The organism is Cuniculiplasma thermophilum (assembly GCF_052315355.1).
In the GTDB taxonomy this organism is placed as follows: Archaea; Thermoplasmatota; Thermoplasmata; order Thermoplasmatales; family Thermoplasmataceae; genus Cuniculiplasma.
Map to the genome: position 1 here is coordinate 1 of NZ_JBLSDF010000037.1, position 18,683 is coordinate 18,683.

Below are 18,683 nucleotides of genomic sequence, written 5' to 3' on the forward strand. Positions count from 1 at the left end.
GTGTTGATTTCTGTAACTGTTATGTCTGTTATTCTTGATATTGTGGATTTGCTGTATTTGTTATGAAACAGTTCTTCGAGTATTTCAGCCATCTTCCTTGTTGATATTCCCTTTGAATACATGGATACAACAGGATCATCAATACCAACATTCCTCTGGTATTTCTCAAATAGAGCTGTCTGGAATTCATTATCCCGATCCCTTGGAATCTTCAGATCATTTATCTTTCCGTATCTTGTTCCTAGGTCTCTCTCACAATATCCATTCCTCGATCCGTTATTCTCTTCAAGGTATGCCTGTATCTCTCCATTCATGAGAGATTCCATGAACTCCTTCACTGTCTTCCTTACAATTTCTCATATCTTTTTATCAAACTCTTCCATTATTCATTGCCTCCTTGGGTTGTTCTTAGGAGTCATCCTTTTATGTTTCATGAAATTTATTCATTGTTGATGGAGTTATTTCATTTGTTCTTACATAAAATTCGGGATACTATCGGTTTGGTTCCTTTTAATCAAGAATCTATATGATCCCATTCGTTCCACATAATTCGTTCACATGCCCTTTCAATGATTCATATCCCGGAAAGGTCGTCAAGTAACGATGGAAAAACATCCTTTTTAATTTACATATAATTTCGTGGCTTTCTTCCTTACTTTAAATTATTTTTGTCCACCTTCCTCAATGTGGGATAACAGAGATATAAGATGGAATTACATCTTACAATAATGAATTTCCAATGGGAAGCTTGAAAACACTAAACAAACAACATTTACTTTCATTGTAGACTCATCCAATAGTATTATACGGTTTGTCATTTCCAGAATTCCACAAACAAGGGTTTGATATGTCTTTTTATTAAGTGTACTCAACAAAACTATTAATCATGAGAAAGAATAGATACAGGGGAATAAATGATTTCAGAATACAAAATTGCTAAGGATTCAGTGAAAGTTGTAACAGAAGATGGAATTTTTTCTGAATTAAGCCATAAAGATCCTGAGATTTTTTTTATTGTGAGCGGAAACGTGATGAACTTATATTCAGAGAAATTCAAAAATATTGACCCCTCAAACATATTCGCAGTTGAGGATGGAGAAGCTTCAAAGTCACTTCACTTCTATGAAAAGTTGATTGGCCAGCTAGCCTCAAAAAATTTTGAGAGGAACAACACAATCGCATATGTTGGAGGTGGAACAATAGGGGATCTCGCAGGGTTCGTTTCTTCCACTTACAAGCGTGGGGTGAATCTTATTGCTGTACCAACTACCATACTATCCATGGTTGATTCATCACTAGGAGGAAAGAATGGCTTGAATTTCAATGGCATCAAGAACCTCCTTGGCACATTCAAGAATCCTTCTGAGGTAATCATAGATACATCTTTCATCTCTGGAAATAAAAAGATGCTTCGGGAAGCTCTAGGTGAAATAGTGAAGCATGGTCTGATGTTAGATAATTCCATTAATGAACTCCTACTTTCAAATGATGCCACTTCAATATGGAATGATAACCAGATAGAGAAACTGATAATGCTAAATGTTGATGCAAAGATGTCTGTGTGTGAGAAGGACCCCTTTGAAACACTGGGTATAAGAAATGTGCTCAATTTCGGTCACACTGTCGGCCATGCCATTGAAGCTGTCTCCTTAAACAGAATATCCCATGGATATGCAGTTATGCTTGGCATGAGGATTGAATCGGAAATTGCACGCAACCTCGGTTATACAGAATACAATCCACTGGAGATAATAGATAACATCACTGGTAAATATGAGATCAATATGCCCAAAATAGACTCAAAAATGTTAGAAGAAAGTGAAAAATACATAATGAATGACAAAAAGATTTCCAGTGGGATACTGCGTATTCCCGTACCCGTCGAACCGGGAAAGCACAGAATTATAGACATAAAGGCAGATGAATTCATAAGAGAGATGAAAAAGGCAGGTGAAAAATTATGCTCATAGGTCTCATAGGAAATCCCATAAGTGTCTCATGGAGTGAGATGTTGTTCAACAGGATATTCGAAATGGAAGGCAACAGAAACGTATACTATGCCATAAATGCCTCACCCTTTACCATCAACAGGATCATAGACAGGGAAATATCACCCTACGAAGGATTCAACATAACTGCCCCATACAAGGAGTACATACTTAACTATGCTGAAGACAGGGAGCCTCTGGTATGGAAGACAGGATCTGCAAACGTGATCAGGAGATATGGTGGTGGATATTCTGCTTTCAATGTGGACTACCTTGGCTTTGAGAGAATGATAAAAAATACAAAAACTGTTCTGGATAGAAAACGGATCGCCATCATCGGTTCAGGAGGAGTCTCCAGGACTGTACTGTATTACATACTTACACAGTCATCCCCGGAATATGTGGCCATATTGACAAGGGATAAGTTCAGGGCAGAGAAGAAGATTAAGGGAACATGGCAGTATTCCAACATGGCCATTATTGATATCAATTCTGATATGGAGTTTGATGTAATAATCAACTGCACACCTCTCGGAATGAAAAAAGACGATAAGAATCCACTTCCAAAGGGAAAAATTTCGAAAAATGGAATTGTCCTGGATCTTACATACCAGCAGGCTGAGACAGAATTGATGAAACATTTCCAGGGAAATGGTGTAAAAACTTACAACGGAATGATTATGTTTTTTGAGCAGGCAAGGGAAACCTACAGGATATTCTTTGATGAATATCCGGAGGATAGTATATTCAACAATGCAAGGGAGGATGTTCTCAAATGGCTGGGAGAGAAATCAGGGTAACTACCAATTCAGGTATTTCCGTTGTAAGTGGATTTGTCAACGGAAAGGGGGCAGCCGTATCCCTGGAACTTGCAATGGTCATATCCCTGCGGGAATCGGAAAATACTGGCAATGATAAAAATATCAACATGATACTTGATAACCTGAAGGAAAGGTACGGTGGAACTGCAAAACTATCTGTACGTGTTCTGAAAAGACTGCCATCATCCCAGGGACTGAAAAGCAGCAGTGCCATTGTGGGAGGAATAATGCTTGGATATATGGCTTTGAATAACATAGATATTACAAATGAAAAGCTGCTCAAGGATGGAAGCGAACTGTCCAGGGAACTTAAGATGTCCGCGACAGGTGCCACCGATGATCTTGCCTCATCCCTGTTGGGAGGTTTGTGCATAACAGACAATTATAATGGAAAATTGATCAAAAGACAGAATGTTGAGGAAAAACCGGTCATAATACTGACAACAAACAGGAAGAGGGAAAGCTTCAGATTCGGAAATAACGACTTTTCCTTTCTGAGAAAGGCCTACGAGGATATGTGGGAGAGAGTCAACAGATTCAATTATGAATATACGGCCATAATAAACGGAAATTATATGGGTAACCTATCAGGATCCTCGCTGGACTATGAGAAACTCCAGTATCTTAACTTCTCCCATGCCGGAGTAAATGGAAAAGGCCCATCGGTTTTTCTCATTTACAGAAATGGGAACGATAGAATGAAGGATGTGGCGGTACTCAAGGGAAGAGGTATCAAATTTGTCAGCAGTCGCCTGACAAACAGGGGTGCATACCTGGAATGGGTAAGAAAATGATCCATGTTACATTTTCCAAAATAGGTGGTGAAGTTGTGGCACCACCATCAAAGAGTTTCATGCAGCGATATGTTCTGCTTTCCTCATTCATCGACGGAACCATGATAATTCATAATCCTGGATATTCAGATGATGATCTTGTATCACTGTCCATAGGAAAAAACTGCGGAAAGATCATAACACAAAATGAGGACGAAATATCCATATCTGGAAAATTTAAAAATCCCCATATCATAGATGTGGGAGAATCAGGGACATCATTCAGACTTGTGCAGGGTCTTCTGGCATCAACACATTCCAGAACAGAGATATTATTGAAGAAAAGCCTTATTGGAAGACCAATGGACCCACTCATCTCCGCTCTTTCCTCCCATGGATATATCTATTCAAAGGGATCAAATTCTGTAACCATTGATGCTTTCCATTTCAAATGCCCCGAATCATTCACAATTGATGGAACCGTAAGCTCACAGTTCATCAGTTCACTAATGTTCTGCCTTGCCTTGAGCAGAAAGGAAAACGGAACAGTAAATGTGAGAAATGGAATATCCAGCGAAGGATATATCAGTATTACCGGACAGATTCTTGAAGACTTTGGATGCCACGTAAATCTAGGCAATGAGATCCTGGTTAACTCAAAGGATCTGAGAATGCCAAAAATTGTGCACATTGAAGGTGATTATTCCTCATCCGCATTCCTAATTGTGATTGGACTTCTACTGTCCGATGAGGGAATAACTGTAAAAAATCTTCCTGCAAAATCCATGCAGCCCGATATGGAAATACTGAAAATTCTGGAGAAGTATCTCACCATAAGAAGACATGAGAATACATTAGATGTTACAGCTTCAAAACGGGATGTTGGAAGAATAAGTGTTGATGTGAAGAGAATACCCGATCTTGCCCCTCCACTCTCTGTTCTTGGTATGTTTTCAAAGGAGGGTGTGGAAATAAAAAATCCTGAAAGACTCAGAACAAAGGAGAGCGATAGACTTGAAGCAATAATTGATCTTGCAAAGGCAACAGGAGCTGTGATTGAAAGTGAGGAGGATGCAATTATAATAAGAAGGGGGAATAGTAAAGTTATAGGAGATCTTCCGGAGAGAAAGGACCACAGGATTGTTATGGCCAAATTCATTGCCTCATCCATGATTGATGATAGATTTCAGATCAATTTTCACAGAAGTGTGAATAAGAGCTTTCCTGAATTCTGGAAATACTGTGAAAGGTTAGGATTCAAAATAGATTTTAAATAAACAATTATAAATGTTGCACTGATAACACACCATGCTTTTATTTCAGGACATGCTTGAACTGATAAGATCCGGGGCTAGAAAATACATAGATTCCATAGAGGAAAAGGAGGTAATATTTGATCCCACTGAACACGCCCATATAACCCTCAGACTCATCAAGTATAGCAGAAGCGTTGATAACTTTGATTCCAAAGTTGACAGCATATGCCATGAGATTGAAGGTATGAAATTTGTGAAATCTGTGAAGAGAGAGGGTGCATATATTAATGTCAATCTTGATCCACTGACCGTTTTAAACACGATTGCAGAATCCATTGAAACAGCGGGAATATTTCCGGATTCATTCCAGGATCCTGAGAGAATATCAGTGGAGCATACGAGCACAAACCCAACAGGACCCATTCACATGGGAAGGGTCAGGAACTCCATAATCGGAGATTCTGTTGCAAGACTAATTGCAAGGTATGGATACAGAGTAACAACACAGTATTACGTTAACGACTCTGGGAAACAGATGCTTTCCCTCTATCTTGGATACAGGAAATTTCACGATGGAGAGAAACCCACAGTGGATATATTACTGGATGGCTATATTAAGGTCTACAATTACTTTGAAAAGGAAGGAAGCGAGAAAGAAGTCGAGGATCTCATGGAAAGGTACGAAAAGGGCGACGAAGAGATAATCAAAAATGTCAGGGAAATAGCAACAGTTGTGCTCAACTCCATTGTAGAAGACCTTGCAAAGCTCCAAATAAAATTTGACGAATTCACATGGGAATCTGAATTCATAACCACAGGAGAAACAAAGGAAGTTATGAAAAGGCTCTCTTCGAGTATTGAAACTGATCCAAAGGATGGGGCAAAATACATAGACATTCCTGACCTTAGAAAGATATATCTTGAGAGAAAGAACGGGACCAGTTTATATGTAACAAGGGATATTGCCTATCATATGTATAAATTCTCCCAGTATGATCGATGTATAGTAATACTGGGGGAAGACCACAGGGAGCACGGTAAAATAATGGACTACATAATGCACAACCTGCTTGAATACAAAAATCAGCTGGATTTCCTCTTCTACGGATATGTGAATCTTGAAAGCGGAAAGATGTCCACAAGAAAGGGGACAAGTATACCTGTGCGGGATGTGTACGAAAAACTTGTGGAGAAGGCAAAGGCAGAGATGGTTTCAAGATACGGAAGTGCGAATGAGGATACTGCTAATAAGATTGCCTCATCATCCCTCAGATTCTATCTTGTTAAGATAAATCCTTCAAAACCCATTACATTCAGATGGGAGGATGCTCTGGATTTCAACGGTGAAACAGCCCCTTTCATAATGTATTCCTATACAAGGGCAGCAAGTATAATGGACAAGGCAAATAACGAAAAGGGAAAATATTCTGATGAACAGATGCATGATTCCGAGACTGATCTTATAGTTTACCTCTATCAGTATCCCTATAAGATGAAGGAAGCCTATAATTCTCTGAAGCCTGAAATACTGGCTAACTATCTTCTTGTTCTTTCAAAGAAATTCACCAGATTCTATGAAAACTGCAGGGTTCTGGACGAAGAAGAATCTGTTAAAAACAGGAGGTTAAACATTATAGGATCATATATGAACATCGTGGAAGATTGCTCAAACATTCTTGGTATCCAAAATGTAAGGAAAATGTAGATACAAACAAACTTAGGATTATCCAAATATTTTATTTTTTAAAAATTCAAAAAATATTTTTTTAATCCGTTTCCGGATGTGTTAAAAAAAATTACTGCTTTTTGTTGTTTTTGTTATCGGCGGGCTTCTGATCAGTTGTCTTAGGCTTTGCGGGCATTGATGTCTGCTGGTTTCTCTTCTTCATCCATGGGAACGTACCCTGTGTAACTCTGTAGTAAAGGAGACCAATGATCACTATTATCACAACGATGGCTGCAATAACAAGGGGTATCTTGTACGGGGATGCACCAACGCTTATTGTTGTTGAATATTCACCGTTCTTTTCAATGAATGATGGCTGTAGAGTTGTGTTTGCAAGCACCACCACATTATTTGAACCTGCATTGGGGAAACTCACATTAACTGTGAATGTCTTTGTCTGATTGGTGGTGAGACTGATGTTTGAATATGTCTGTGAACCTACAACTGATGACCCTACCTTTACAATTATTGTGAGGGATGTTGCAGTTCCCGTACCCTTATTTGTCACATTCACATTGACCGTCTTTGTTGTTCCCTGAGTGAATGATCCTGTGAAGTAGAATGAAGACACAACAAGCTGAGGTCCGGAATATGCAGGTGCATAGGAATTGTTGCTGTATGCTGTAACATTTGGATTTGAGACCTGAAGATCGATATGAACATCACTGAGCATATCAAACTCAACCATAACCCAGTTGGATGCATTCCAGGATGTGGCAGATGTGTTGTATGCTATTACGGTGAAGTTCTTGCTGCTCAGATTCATTATGGTTCCGTTTGCATACCTTAATGTCCAGTTAAATTTCAGGTCACTGAATTTATAGTACTGGTCGCTTGAGTAGTTTGCAGTTATGATCATTGGTGTACCTGCAAGTACTGAGGATATATTTCCATGAGTTCCATTCTGCAATGTAACAACCGCATCTGGTGGTGTTGTGTCGTTGACATATGCCATTATCATTACAGATGTTGTTGTGTTTGCAGATGATGTGATATTCAGATAGGAATTCTCAATTCCCGCCTTTACGCTTGGTACGGTATATTTGTAACTGACAACAGCACCTGAAGTTGTGTAATTGGGGAATGCCCAGTTATCCACCAGTTGAAGTGAATACTTCTTTCCCATGTATGTGTAGTTAAGGCTGCTTGCCTGCGCATTGAACTTCACAACCTGATTCTGATTAACGTGAATATGGGCCATTATCATTCCTGACATTGGTGTATATTTCAATGTATGATTCTTTCCGTTAACAGTGTAAGACAAATTAACATAGGGCATGTAGCTTGAGGGCAGGGCAATGACAGTCAGGTTTGTAGTGTTGGTAAAGTTGGATGAGTCAGTACCTGAAATCATTATGTTGGTTATGGTACTGGTGAAATTGTATGTTAAATTGTAAGGCTTTGCCACATTTGTAAGCATTTTTCCGCTAACGTTCCATGAGAAACTGACTGGGGAAAGATACTGATACTGACCGTTGATCGGATTGTACAGGGTATTTGAAATGTTTATGCTCACGTTTTTATCAATGGGCACAACTATTATTCCATTTGATGAACTTGAATTCAAAACTGAATCTGTTGTTTTAATTCCTGAGTAATAGACCATTATGTTTCCATTCATGAATACTGGTTTCTGTGATTTTCCAAAGTTCACAGTAACCCACTGTGGTGAGGAAACCGGGTATATCTCAAATGGGTTAGAATATGAAACTGCTGACGTTGCAGATTTAACTGAATATGATGTATTATCATAATATATCATTGTTGTGTATTTCAGATTGTACTGGTTGTTCTGGAAAACATTTAGGACGAGATTTTTATAGTCTGATCTGTTCATATTCATATTCTGGAAATTTGCTTCAACTGAAGCCATAAGTTCTCCATTTGCCGTGGTGATGAGTGAATAACTTACCTTCCCTGTTAGGTTATAATAAGTGTTATTTGCAGTAAAGAGATAATATGAATTCTGACTCACGCTGGAAAGAAGGGATTTTACTTGATTCTGGAAATTTGCATTCATCTCCTGTATTGCTAAATATCCAGAGGATGCTCCTGGAACTCCAGGGAATTCAGTGTTTCCAGATATTCCTATGGTCTCATTCATGGTAACGTTTCTCAGATTCTTACCAAAGTGGTATGTGGTAGTAACGTTTGATATGGAGTTCGTGAAATGGAATGAGTGGACTCCAGTCTGGCCAGTGATATTTATGGGGTTGCATCCTGAGCATTCCAGTATTACCCAGTTATCGCTGGCAGTGCTCACGTAGAATGAAGCACTTGAAAATCTCATTATACTGTATGAATTGGATTTTTCATTATAAACAACAGCTTTGACAGCTGAAGGTGTATTTCCATTTGGAAGGTATACAGTTCCAAAGTAGTTTGTTGATGTGGACAGATTAAGGCTCAATCCACTTGTTGATGGCAGAACGTTAAAGAATTCCTGACCATCATCCGGATTTCCATTAAAGTAAACAACTACGTTAAATGTTCCTGCTGAGGGTAAGTAAGTGCTGAATGTTGAGGCTGATGTGGTAACCTTGTTAAACACGTTTCCATTCATTGATGAAAAGAGGAGCGTGGCTGTTTGACCATCTAGACCGCTCAGATTAACCTGAGTATACTTGGCCAGTACGGATGTCTGATTCATGGTCACATTAACATATGGCTTTGAAACATCTACTATCTGTACTGATTTGTTCGTGAAATAAACCTTCCCTGCAAGGGTCGTGTTTGTAGGTAGGGCCGTAAAAATGTATGTTCCGTATGGGAGCGTTATCATATTGTTGTTGCTCGTATCCATTGTGAACATACTGACCTGGTACCCGCTTGTCGAATTAACATACACTGTCGGAGTTGCAGATACTCCAACCTGATTTCCACCATTCTCCACAAAGACCCCTATGGTCACATTGGAGGACTGCGGACTGCTTGCATTTGATATTGCTGCCAAATTTGCCATTCCAAGTAGGAATATTGCTATCAGAAATGCTGACAACATCTTTTTACTGTCCAAAGTTATCTTCCTCTTTTTCGCTAAATAAACCCTCACTTATAAACATTCCTTTTAAAACTGCACGTGTGCATCAAACTGAAGAAGGGATGTGCTTCCGACAAAACAAAATATGGAATAAGATTTCGCATTCACTCAAGGAAAAAGCACCATTTATCTTTCCATCATAATCCTGGTATCTAGGATCATATTAAATCCAAAATTTGTAAATGAAGTGAACAGATAGATCTTAAAGGACTCTTCTCATTCCATGACCCATTCACTGTTCTTTTGTATGCCTTTAGGATTCAGACATCACCCACCACCAAAGGGTGCTGTAAGTAATAGGATAATGATCTATTCCTGACGACTTTTCAATAATTGCTTTCCCTATTGAACTAAGGCTACAATTATTTCCATTCTAACTCATAACACCCAAATAAATCACTTAATTGTGTATCTATGTGAGACTGCAATAATACTCCTATCTTACGAGCGTTACAGATTGCATCAATTTCCTCAGCACTTTTTTTGCTTTTTTTACAATGTAATTTGGCGATTCCATATTGAATTAGTTTATTGGTTTGTTCTAAATTTCCTTTTTCTTTGAAATAAAATACCGAAGAAACAAGGACATGGAGGACGGCATTTGCGGAGGTGAGTATGGGTCAATATCTCCTTATCTTTGCAAACTCCATTATTTTTCTATACCTGCAAAATGGGATCAAAGCGCCTCATTAATATTGAATAATTTTATGGAAATAGGGATAGTTTAGAATCAACCCTTTATGACACCCAGGGGTTCCAGTGAAGCAACACGCCTTCCTATACCGGAAATTTCGTTGGAAAGAATCACTTCATCTATATCCTTATAGGTTTCAGGTGATTCCTCACTCATGGCATAATCGGAACCGGATTTGATCTCTATATTTTTTTCATTCAGTTTCCTCCTCACATCATCGGGCAGTATGTCTTCCCTTGCTTTCTTTCTGCTCATAATTCTTCCCGCCCCGTGGCAGATGGAAGAAAGTGAAATCCTTTCATTCTCGTCGGTTCCAACCATCACATAGGACATTGTTCCCATACTTCCCGGAATAAGAACAGGATTTCCCATACCGGAAAAATGTCCCTGCGCCCTTAAGGGACCAAAGGCCGATGTTGCCCCCTTCCTGTGTACCAGAGCCTTTATTCTTCTTCCGTCCACCCAAACATCTTCAAAGGTAGCGATATTGTGGGAAAGGGAATAGACAAGAAAAGAGTCCTCTTCTGAAAATTCCTTCTTGTATACTGACCTCAGGGATTCTCTCAGATTATGGGTTATTATCTGCCTGTTCACAAAGGCATAATTTGCAGCACCGTTCATTGCTGATATGTATTTTTCACCTGTACTGCTCTTGATTTGAGCATATTTGAGCTGTCTGTCAGGCACCATATTATCTTCCATCTGTCCTTCAACGGATTCCATATAATCAGTTGCGACCTGATGACCCAGTCCCCGTGATCCTGTGTGTATCATTATATACACATTTCCCTGGAATACAAGAAAATCATCTGAAATGTCCTTCTTAAACACCTGGTTTACTTTTTGCATCTCAATGAAATGATTCCCTGAACCAAGAGTACCTATGTAATTTTCCCCGCGATTGAAAGCCGCCTCACTTATGTATTCTCTTGATGCGGCATACATTGTGCCTGAATGTTCTGTAACCCTCATATCATGCTCATCACAAAAACCCTCTGAATAGGCCCACTTCAAACCACTCTCAACAATTTCGTACAGAGCATTCCTTGAAGGCTTGAATCTGCTTCGTGCCATACCAACAGGTATTCTCTTCCATACCTCCTCAAGGAACTCCCTGCGTTTTGTAAGGAATGCACCCTCAGAAAGACCCGTTGAAAGAAGAGAGACTCCACAGTTTATATCGTATCCCACACCACCGGGCATCACAATGCCCTCATCTCCATCAAAGGCTGCCACTGAACCTATTGGGAATCCGTATCCCGGGTGGATATCAGGCAGACCTACTGGAGCTCCCAGTATCTTAGGGAGAAGGGATATATTGAGAAGCTGTTCTATTGCCATAGTCTTCATTGCCTGTTCAAGTATTGGTTCACTTCCAATAATCAGGCCTTTCCTTCTGTCATCTGATATTTCTGTTACAGCATTATTGAGGGTTCTTATTTTCATATTTTCTGTCAACAAATTTCAAAATAGTTAATAAAGTAAGAGCCGATTCATGACTATGGAAAAGACAGTTGTAAAGGTTGAAAGCCTTCCTGAAGATGAGTCGTTCAAGCTGAGACTGGAAATATATCTTCGAATCAATGCTTTAAGAGTCCAGAAACTTTCAGAAAATAAGGAAAAATTCAACTCCTATATAAAAGAAAGGGAGCGAATAATAGAAGAGATGATTGGGGATAGCATGGTATCTGAGAATGGAAAGATCATATACCCTTGATATTATAATTGATATCTGAAAAATTCTTGATAAGATCAGTAATGAAAAATATGGACTGATCGTGATTAATTAACAAATCAATGTGAGTATTTGATCCAAAACATTTATGATGAATGATGTAAAATTAAGGAAATTACATTGTAAAATTGATACAATTTCTCTTTTTATTTTCCTATTCAAGCTATGAATGGAGAAATGCCCTGGTTTTCCGAATATTCCTTTGATCCGAGAATGATCTCACTCAAACCGAGTAATAGGAATGAAAATGGAGTGTAATGATTAAAATAACCTGATTATTAAAAAGAAAATTTTATTATATAGAAATAATAATTAGATTTAATAAACCCTTTAAATATACCCATGGGATAATTTTGACGCAGGAAAGTAATCTTTTTAAGGAATTAAAGGAAACCCTTGAACCCGTAAAAAGGCATATTAAGATAATTGAAGCCTTAATGAATGATCAGCCCGCAGGAATAATTAAAATTTCTCAGTCCACAGGAATTCCGGATCATAAGATAAGGTATTCCCTAAGAATACTTGAGAAGGATGGAATCATCGCACCATCAAAGGACGGTGCGATCTTAACACCGGAATTCATAGAAAACAAGGAAAAGATAATTGAAGAGGCGAAGGAAATACTTGATTCCTTCGATGATCTTTATTCTGAGATCAGGAAATCATTCCTCGGAAAAAAGTAGGTGTTGGGAACGAATTCTGCAGAGATTAATTATGAAATCAGGCTGGCCAAACCTTCCGATGCCTCTGGTATTATAAGATGCATGCAGAGCGTAATGGACGAGAAGATATATCTTGTCGGGGATGTATACTTTTATACGGAAAAGGGGCAGAAGGATCTCATAAAAAATCCGGATGATCTGAATATTGTGGCTGAATCCAATGGAGAGATTGTTGGTATGATGACTATACAGAGAGGCATATTCAGAAAAAACAGGCACACGGCTACCATGGGAATAGCCATTATGAATGGATATCGCCACATTGGCATAGGAAGGAAAATGATCTCTGAAGGAATAGAATGGTGCAAACAACAGAATATAAGAAAGTTGAATCTGGAAGTGTTTTCAAGCAATGAAAACGCAATATCACTCTATAAGAAAATGGGATTTGAAGTGGAGGGTGTAAGGAAAAACCAGTTTCTTATATTTGACAGATATGTTGACGACATATTGATGTCCATTAATTTCCAATAAAATGTGAAAATACTTTAAACATTATTTACATGCCCAGGTATTATGAGAAAGATGGGCATCACTGATGTTCTTTTCAGCATCTTTTTTGTAGACATGATGCTATTGATGGTGATAGGTCTTGGTACACTTATCAACAATTCATTTACAAGACCTCTATTTGCAGGTACCCTGAACGGAAAGAGCGTATTTGTGAGCAATGCCTTCTATTATTTCTACTATCCACCAAATGGGGAATTCGGTTTCTCCCTGCCCATGCCATTCTGGATCGGTGTGGCCGTACTTCTTGTTCTCTATGTAATCATATTTTCTTACGACCTCCTGTATGAAAAGAACGACAGAAGGAGAAATCCACTGGAGACACCCATAGGTTTCATCGCAGGTGTCGGCAGCTTACTCTATGTTCTTTCCATAATTCTTGTACTTTCACAGGATCTCATAGGTGCACCCATAAGTTCCAGTTTCATAACACAGGATGAGAAATTGATTCCAAACCTTCTCTACTACGAATTAATATATGCACCCTTTATTGAGGAGATCGAATTCCGTATAATTCCAATTGGATTATATCTCTTCGTTCGGTACTACATGCAGAAAAAGAATTTCAGGTGGTATGAGGTCTTTCTCTTCCCAGGCAGGCTTATGAGAAGATTTGGGAGGAAACTTGACAGATACGACTGGGGTGCTATCATAATAACAAGCTTCCTCTTCGGATTTGCTCATTACGAATATGGAGGGTGGTCAACAACAAAGATTCCCCAGGCGGCCATTGTTGGTGTTGGTCTTGCACTGGGATTTATGCTCTTTGGGCCCTTTGTGGATATACCCATACACTTCCTCTTTGATGGCGCCGGATCTGTCGAGATATTGCCCAATCTTGTATCTGCGGGTGAACCACTGGTCATTATCTGGATCCTTCTCATATTTGTATGTGCAATTGCAACTATCATACTTGCCGTAATTTTGCTGATGAACAGAAAAAAGGAGACAATTGATCCAGACTTCATTCAGTCATGAAATTTCTCAAAATTCTTTCTTTAATATGGCATCTATTATTCTTGGATACATCTCCAGTTCTCTTCCGTGGACCCTCTTCTCAATATCCTCTGGAGTGTCAGATTCCATAACCGGAACAACGTCCTGGTAAATTATTTTTCCGCCGTCAACATTGCCATTCACATAATGAACTGTGAATCCCGTGTATTTTACACCAGATCCTTTGACTGCTCTGTGAACCCTGATGCCGTAATATCCCATTCCTCCAAAGGAAGGCAGAAGTGACGGGTGTATATTCACTATCCTTTCCGGAAAATTTTCTATGAGATCCTTACCAATAATTTTCAGGAATCCTGCAAGTACAATGAGATCTGTTCCCTCTTTCATGAGATAATCTGAGATATTTTGATTGTATTCAATTACATGAATATTAAAATCAGATGCAATCTGCACAGCTCCGCAATTTTTACGATCAGTAACAAGAGATGATACTTTGAATGAGGAATCCTTTTTGATGCTGTATTCCACTATGGATCTGAATGTAGTACCGGAGCCTGATGCAAAAACTGCTATTTTTTTCATTTTCAGTTCATGTAATTCCATATTCCCATATAATCTGTTTTGGTTCGTTTAGTTTATATTACCTTAATGTAATAACCATTAGATGGAGATCTGGATAGAAAAGCACAGACCTACCAAGGTTGAGGATATAGCAGGTCAGAAAGAGGCAACAAGGATTCTAAGGGGCTTCATAAATTCAGGAGAGATGCCACACCTGATCTTTGCAGGCCCACCCGGTGTTGGAAAGACCACTGCTGCCATATGCCTGGCCATGGAGATGATAGGCGAAAACTGGAGGGACCACTTCCTTGAACTTAATGCTTCAAACGACCGTGGAATTGGTATAATAAGGGAGGATATCAAGGATTTTGCAAGGACTCAATCCATAACCGAGGGAAAATTCAAGATTATATTTCTGGACGAAGCGGATGAACTGACACCAGAAGCACAGGCAGCCCTGAGAAGAACAATGGAGGTATATTTCAGAAACGTGAGATTCATATTTTCCTGCAACTACTCCACAGGTATTATACCACCACTGCAATCAAGGGCAGTTCTCATAAGATTCAGGAAAATTGATCAGAATGATATGAAGCAGGCCCTTAAGAATATAGGTGAAAAGGAGGGAATGAAGCTATCTGAAGATGTAATGGATTCCATATGTGAGAATGCAGATGGTGATCTGAGAAGAGGGGTAAATCTTCTGCAATCACTTTCATACCTTGAAAAACCCAGTGTAAGGGATGTGTATGAAATAGCGGGAAATGTTGAGGAGAAAAATCTGATTCCACTTCTCAGCAATGCAAGACATGGTAATTTTGATGAAGCCTCCAGAATAGGCATGTCACTGCTCACAGATGGTGGATATTCAGCCCTTGACATCATAAAGGGTATGCACAGCCTTATGGTGAAGGAGCAGGTTTCTCCCATAATGAAAAGAGAAAGTCTCATAGCACTCTCCGATGCGGAATCAAGACTTGTGCAGGGAGGTTCAGACAAAATACAGCTTGATTATCTCCTTGCAAGGTTGAGCAGAATATCTGCAGATTCTTCTTAATATTCATCAATATGTTTTGGTTTTTTTCTCTCCATTTCACTTTTCATATTTGCGATCATGTTTCTCTCCTTGTTCTGACTTGAAAAATAGTAAGCCTGATCCCTTGTGTTTGAAAATATGAGAATGAAAACACTTCCATGGCGAAATCTTCCGGTTCTGCCCCTTCTCTGTATGCTTCTTATCTCCGATGCAACAGGTTCATAGAAAATCACAAGATCCGTGGATGGTATATCAAGACCCTCTTCAGCAACACTTGTTGCCAGCATCACGTTGTACTGACCTTCCTTGAATCTCTCTATGCCCTCCCTCTGATCCTTCTGGGACATCCCCTTGTCAATGCCCTTTCCTGACTGTCCTACAAATCTCAGCGGCTTTATTATTTTTGAATTTTCGCTCAGAAATTTCATGAGAAATTCAGATGTTTTCCTGTAATGGGTGAAGACGATACACCTTGAATCTGGCCTTTCCCTAATCATCTCCTCACAAAGATTCATTACTGCTTTGAACTTCGGATTCACGTATTTAGTGATGGCAGATTCTATTATCTGGGACCCACGGATAAAATCTGGATTTTTTGAAAGGATATTGTAGGTTCTCTGCAGGGATCTTTCCTCACTCTCCCTCATCTCCTTAAGGTAATCGTAACCAATTTCAATGCCCTGCGTTTCCAGATACTCAGAAAGAACGTCCATGCGCACGATTGCAGTGAAATATGGTATATCGGAGAACAGATTCTTTTCTCCTGCAGACGCCCTTGCTGAAAGATCCCGTATATATTTACTCATGTCTGCCCTTGAGGAGCGCTTTCTTACAAAGGGAAATTTCACCTGAAGTTTCGAGAGCATATCATCTCTTGCAGATGAAAGATAATCTATTGCCATCTTCTGCTCAGGTGCAGGGTTTATGAAAAGTGGTTCTATATCTGAGCCCTTCACGTATTTTGCAATATCAGGATCTGAATCCGTCTTGATGATTACATTTTTTATGGACAGATTTTCCCTTATTTCTTCTATCTTTTCGTTTTTGGACCCTGGACTTGCGGTCATTGCCAGTATTCTCCTTCCTGGGAGTTCTGAAATCTCTTTGGCAACAGACACGTAGGAATAATTCCCAGTAGCCCTGTGAGCCTCATCAACTATGAGAAGATAGAATTTGTTCAGGAAGACGATCCCACGCTTTATATCCTTTTCAACTGTCTGTGGTGTTGAAATGACCATGTTGGATTCTGCCCACATTGACATTCTCTCTATTACAGGGTTATGGCCAGTGATTGCATTTATCTTGTAAGGATAATTCTGAAATAGATTCATCATTGTTTTAAGATGCTGGTCTACCAGAGGTCTGGTTGGGGACAGCATTATTACTGCCTTATTCTGTTTGAGATAATAGAGTGATACCAGGGCTGCCACAACTGTCTTACCAAGGCCTGTGGGCAGAACAAGGAGAAGATTTGAATCCAATGCTCTACTGTAAGCTTCAATCTGATAGGGACGTGGAATGACGCCATTTAACTCCGGAATTTCCTGAGCCATTGTAATGGTATCCCACACTGTTAAATATGCTTTCCATATTGTTTCATTTTATGAATAAGATTTCATTGCTCCTTTCATTCAAGACAAATAAAAAATAGGGAAATGGCATTAAGACGTAAAGGGCCGGTAGATCAGGGGTAGATCGCCTGCTTCGCAAGCAGGAGGCCTCGGGTTCAAATCCCGACCGGTCCATGCTAACTATAACTGAATTTGTTTATATATAAAGCTAAAATCCAATGCATGATTTTCCACGTGAACGTGTTAGTGGTTCAAAATAGAATTTATAACGCGTGATTTAAGGAAATCAAGTTATTTGAGGTCGATTTGTATCCCAGATAATATAATGGCGAGTATTTAGGTACTATATTAGATGGTATAAATCATTATATACAAAATATAGATAATACATAGTGTCAAAATCTAGCGTAACGACAATTCAACTTGATAGGTCGGTTGTAGACGCACTTAAAAAGTTTAAAAGATATCGGCGGGAAACCTATAGCGAGATAATTCTTAATCTTATAGAAAATGTGGGAGAGACTAGTGAACTTAAAACATTTGTGCAAAAGGCTCAGGAAGAGAGGATGAAAGAGCTGTGGGGAGAGGGCGACTACTCTGGGTGGGAAAGTGCCTGAGCCTGGAGATGTCATATTAACAAGAGTAAAATTCACTGATTCAGATGACTTTAAAGTTCGACCTGCCCTAATATTATTCGAGGAATACGGGAACATTATAATAGCCGGCATAACAACTAACACCAAAATGAGTGGCATAAGCATATTGAAAAGTGAAGGAGCTGCCCAGGATAGTGTAATTAAGTTGAATTATATCTTTACTATTACAAATACTGCGATAATCAAAACTGTATTCCGGTTGACCCTTGAAAAAAGGAATTTGGTATTTTACGAATTCACAAAGAAGCTTTCGGTACTTAAGTAACCATAATAGATTCCCATCTACTATAATGAGCGATTTCTCCTAACTTCACCTATCTGACTTATATCAAACCATTTGTACAATTTACACGTAACTCTGCTAATATCCTCGATATAGCAGTAGATCTAAAAACCACATAAGGCATGAAAAGTAGTGTTAACCTAAAACATTAAAAAGTACGTTTCTAATTCACAGGATGAGAGATATATTTTGACTAAGAAATTGCTTTTGCAATTGAGGATTTCGAATAACCACCCTAATTCTGCTATCTTCGTTCTGTAGTTCGTGATTTTCATTGCAATATGAACAATAACAGCATTTTCAAGTTCTATTTATCCAGATTTCCCTTGTATTTCATGTAAATCTTCATAGCTA

The 18,683-nt window shown here is 39.0% G+C and carries 17 protein-coding genes and 1 tRNA gene; 13 read left to right on the plus strand and 5 right to left on the minus strand.

Annotated features, from left to right (window positions below):
* Positions 1 to 326: transposase (locus ACNF42_RS07010; RefSeq protein WP_443340029.1), on the minus strand; the 326-nt coding region annotated here is incomplete at its 3' end.
* Positions 327 to 914: 588 nt separating this feature from the next.
* On the opposite strand from ACNF42_RS07010, the gene ACNF42_RS07015 reads away from it, so the two are divergent.
* The 5 genes from ACNF42_RS07015 to argS are packed head-to-tail and all read left to right on the plus strand — an operon-like array spanning position 915 to position 6,543.
* On the plus strand, positions 915 to 1,970 hold the full coding sequence (locus ACNF42_RS07015; protein ID WP_443340030.1) for a 3-dehydroquinate synthase: 1,056 nt from the start codon (positions 915 to 917) through the stop codon (positions 1,968 to 1,970).
* Positions 1,961 to 2,788 carry a shikimate dehydrogenase family protein gene (locus tag ACNF42_RS07020; protein ID WP_443340031.1) on the plus strand — a complete coding sequence of 276 codons (828 nt, stop codon included), beginning with the start codon at positions 1,961 to 1,963 and terminating at the stop codon, positions 2,786 to 2,788. Before ACNF42_RS07015 ends, ACNF42_RS07020 begins: the two co-directional genes overlap by 10 nt.
* Positions 2,764 to 3,603 carry a shikimate kinase gene (locus tag ACNF42_RS07025; protein ID WP_443340032.1) on the plus strand — a complete coding sequence of 280 codons (840 nt, stop codon included), beginning with the start codon at positions 2,764 to 2,766 and terminating at the stop codon, positions 3,601 to 3,603. The genes ACNF42_RS07020 and ACNF42_RS07025 overlap by 25 nt, the downstream gene beginning before the upstream one ends.
* A complete protein-coding gene (locus ACNF42_RS07030) occupies positions 3,588 to 4,859 on the plus strand; it encodes a 3-phosphoshikimate 1-carboxyvinyltransferase (protein ID WP_443340033.1) in 1,272 nt (423 codons plus the stop codon). The genes ACNF42_RS07025 and ACNF42_RS07030 overlap by 16 nt, the downstream gene beginning before the upstream one ends.
* 31 nt (positions 4,860 to 4,890) lie before the next feature.
* The gene (gene argS / locus ACNF42_RS07035) at positions 4,891 to 6,543 is read left to right on the plus strand and encodes an arginine--tRNA ligase (protein ID WP_443340035.1); all 1,653 of its coding nucleotides are present in this window, start codon (positions 4,891 to 4,893) and stop codon (positions 6,541 to 6,543) included.
* Positions 6,544 to 6,634: 91 nt separating this feature from the next.
* On the opposite strand, the gene ACNF42_RS07040 is transcribed toward argS, so the two are convergent.
* Together ACNF42_RS07040 and ACNF42_RS07045 are read right to left on the minus strand one after the other, a co-directional pair.
* Positions 6,635 to 9,580: a CARDB domain-containing protein gene (locus ACNF42_RS07040; RefSeq protein WP_443340036.1), complete on the minus strand. Its 2,946-nt coding sequence runs from the start codon at positions 9,578 to 9,580 to the stop codon at positions 6,635 to 6,637.
* 754 nt (positions 9,581 to 10,334) lie between these two features.
* Positions 10,335 to 11,744 (minus strand): RtcB family protein, encoded by a 1,410-nt coding sequence (locus ACNF42_RS07045; RefSeq protein WP_443340037.1) that lies wholly within the window; start codon positions 11,742 to 11,744, stop codon positions 10,335 to 10,337.
* Between the two features lie 55 nt (positions 11,745 to 11,799).
* Here ACNF42_RS07045 and ACNF42_RS07050 point away from each other — a divergent pair, with 55 nt between their 5' ends.
* The 4 genes from ACNF42_RS07050 (at position 11,800) to ACNF42_RS07065 (ending at position 14,243) form a co-directional block, all read left to right on the plus strand.
* Entirely contained in the window at positions 11,800 to 12,015 is a 216-nt protein-coding gene (locus ACNF42_RS07050; RefSeq protein ID WP_443340038.1) for a hypothetical protein, read from the plus strand.
* A gap of 371 nt (positions 12,016 to 12,386) precedes the next feature.
* Positions 12,387 to 12,716: a transcriptional regulator gene (locus ACNF42_RS07055; protein ID WP_443340039.1), complete on the plus strand. Its 330-nt coding sequence runs from the start codon at positions 12,387 to 12,389 to the stop codon at positions 12,714 to 12,716.
* Complete coding sequence (locus ACNF42_RS07060; protein WP_443340040.1) at positions 12,717 to 13,229, plus strand: GNAT family N-acetyltransferase; 513 nt, start codon at positions 12,717 to 12,719, stop codon at positions 13,227 to 13,229.
* Between the two features lie 42 nt (positions 13,230 to 13,271).
* Positions 13,272 to 14,243 (plus strand): CPBP family glutamic-type intramembrane protease, encoded by a 972-nt coding sequence (locus ACNF42_RS07065; RefSeq protein ID WP_443340041.1) that lies wholly within the window; start codon positions 13,272 to 13,274, stop codon positions 14,241 to 14,243.
* A 6-nt stretch (positions 14,244 to 14,249) separates the two neighbouring features.
* Here the strand turns inward: ACNF42_RS07065 and purN are convergent, their stop codons facing one another.
* A complete protein-coding gene (gene purN / locus ACNF42_RS07070) occupies positions 14,250 to 14,804 on the minus strand; it encodes a phosphoribosylglycinamide formyltransferase (protein WP_443340042.1) in 555 nt (184 codons plus the stop codon).
* An 82-nt stretch (positions 14,805 to 14,886) separates the two neighbouring features.
* Here purN and ACNF42_RS07075 point away from each other — a divergent pair, with 82 nt between their 5' ends.
* Positions 14,887 to 15,840, plus strand: coding sequence for a replication factor C small subunit (locus ACNF42_RS07075; RefSeq protein ID WP_443340043.1), 954 nt, complete (start codon positions 14,887 to 14,889; stop codon positions 15,838 to 15,840).
* Here the strand turns inward: ACNF42_RS07075 and ACNF42_RS07080 are convergent.
* Complete coding sequence (locus ACNF42_RS07080; RefSeq protein WP_443340044.1) at positions 15,837 to 17,372, minus strand: helicase-related protein; 1,536 nt, start codon at positions 17,370 to 17,372, stop codon at positions 15,837 to 15,839. The two genes, ACNF42_RS07075 and ACNF42_RS07080, sit on opposite strands and share 4 nt — an antisense overlap.
* A gap of 120 nt (positions 17,373 to 17,492) precedes the next feature.
* Between ACNF42_RS07080 and ACNF42_RS07085 the strand changes: the two genes are divergently transcribed.
* The 3 genes from ACNF42_RS07085 to ACNF42_RS07095 all read left to right on the plus strand — a co-directional run bounded on the left by ACNF42_RS07085 (position 17,493) and on the right by ACNF42_RS07095 (position 18,311).
* Positions 17,493 to 17,564: transfer RNA gene (locus tag ACNF42_RS07085), tRNA-Ala, on the plus strand.
* A gap of 218 nt (positions 17,565 to 17,782) precedes the next feature.
* Positions 17,783 to 18,007, plus strand: coding sequence for a hypothetical protein (locus tag ACNF42_RS07090; protein WP_443340045.1), 225 nt, complete (start codon positions 17,783 to 17,785; stop codon positions 18,005 to 18,007).
* On the plus strand, positions 18,000 to 18,311 hold the full coding sequence (locus ACNF42_RS07095; protein ID WP_443340046.1) for a type II toxin-antitoxin system PemK/MazF family toxin: 312 nt from the start codon (positions 18,000 to 18,002) through the stop codon (positions 18,309 to 18,311). The genes ACNF42_RS07090 and ACNF42_RS07095 overlap by 8 nt, the downstream gene beginning before the upstream one ends.
* Positions 18,312 to 18,683: the final 372 nt, after the last annotated feature.

What these genes read in the sequence shown, in the direction of transcription:
- ACNF42_RS07015 (WP_443340030.1), top strand. Translation starts at nt 915, where the DNA reads ATGATTTCAGAATACAAAATTGCTAAGGATTCAGTGAAAGTTGTAACA.
- ACNF42_RS07020 (WP_443340031.1), top strand. Translation starts at nt 1,961, where the DNA reads ATGCTCATAGGTCTCATAGGAAATCCCATAAGTGTCTCATGGAGTGAG.
- ACNF42_RS07025 (WP_443340032.1), top strand. Translation starts at nt 2,764, where the DNA reads ATGGCTGGGAGAGAAATCAGGGTAACTACCAATTCAGGTATTTCCGTT.
- ACNF42_RS07030 (WP_443340033.1), top strand. Translation starts at nt 3,588, where the DNA reads ATGGGTAAGAAAATGATCCATGTTACATTTTCCAAAATAGGTGGTGAA.
- argS (WP_443340035.1), top strand. Translation starts at nt 4,891, where the DNA reads ATGCTTTTATTTCAGGACATGCTTGAACTGATAAGATCCGGGGCTAGA.
- ACNF42_RS07045 (WP_443340037.1), bottom strand. Translation starts at nt 11,744, where the DNA reads ATGAAAATAAGAACCCTCAATAATGCTGTAACAGAAATATCAGATGAC.
- ACNF42_RS07050 (WP_443340038.1), top strand. Translation starts at nt 11,800, where the DNA reads ATGGAAAAGACAGTTGTAAAGGTTGAAAGCCTTCCTGAAGATGAGTCG.
- ACNF42_RS07065 (WP_443340041.1), top strand. Translation starts at nt 13,272, where the DNA reads ATGAGAAAGATGGGCATCACTGATGTTCTTTTCAGCATCTTTTTTGTA.
- purN (WP_443340042.1), bottom strand. Translation starts at nt 14,804, where the DNA reads ATGAAAAAAATAGCAGTTTTTGCATCAGGCTCCGGTACTACATTCAGA.
- ACNF42_RS07075 (WP_443340043.1), top strand. Translation starts at nt 14,887, where the DNA reads ATGGAGATCTGGATAGAAAAGCACAGACCTACCAAGGTTGAGGATATA.
- ACNF42_RS07080 (WP_443340044.1), bottom strand. Translation starts at nt 17,372, where the DNA reads ATGGCTCAGGAAATTCCGGAGTTAAATGGCGTCATTCCACGTCCCTAT.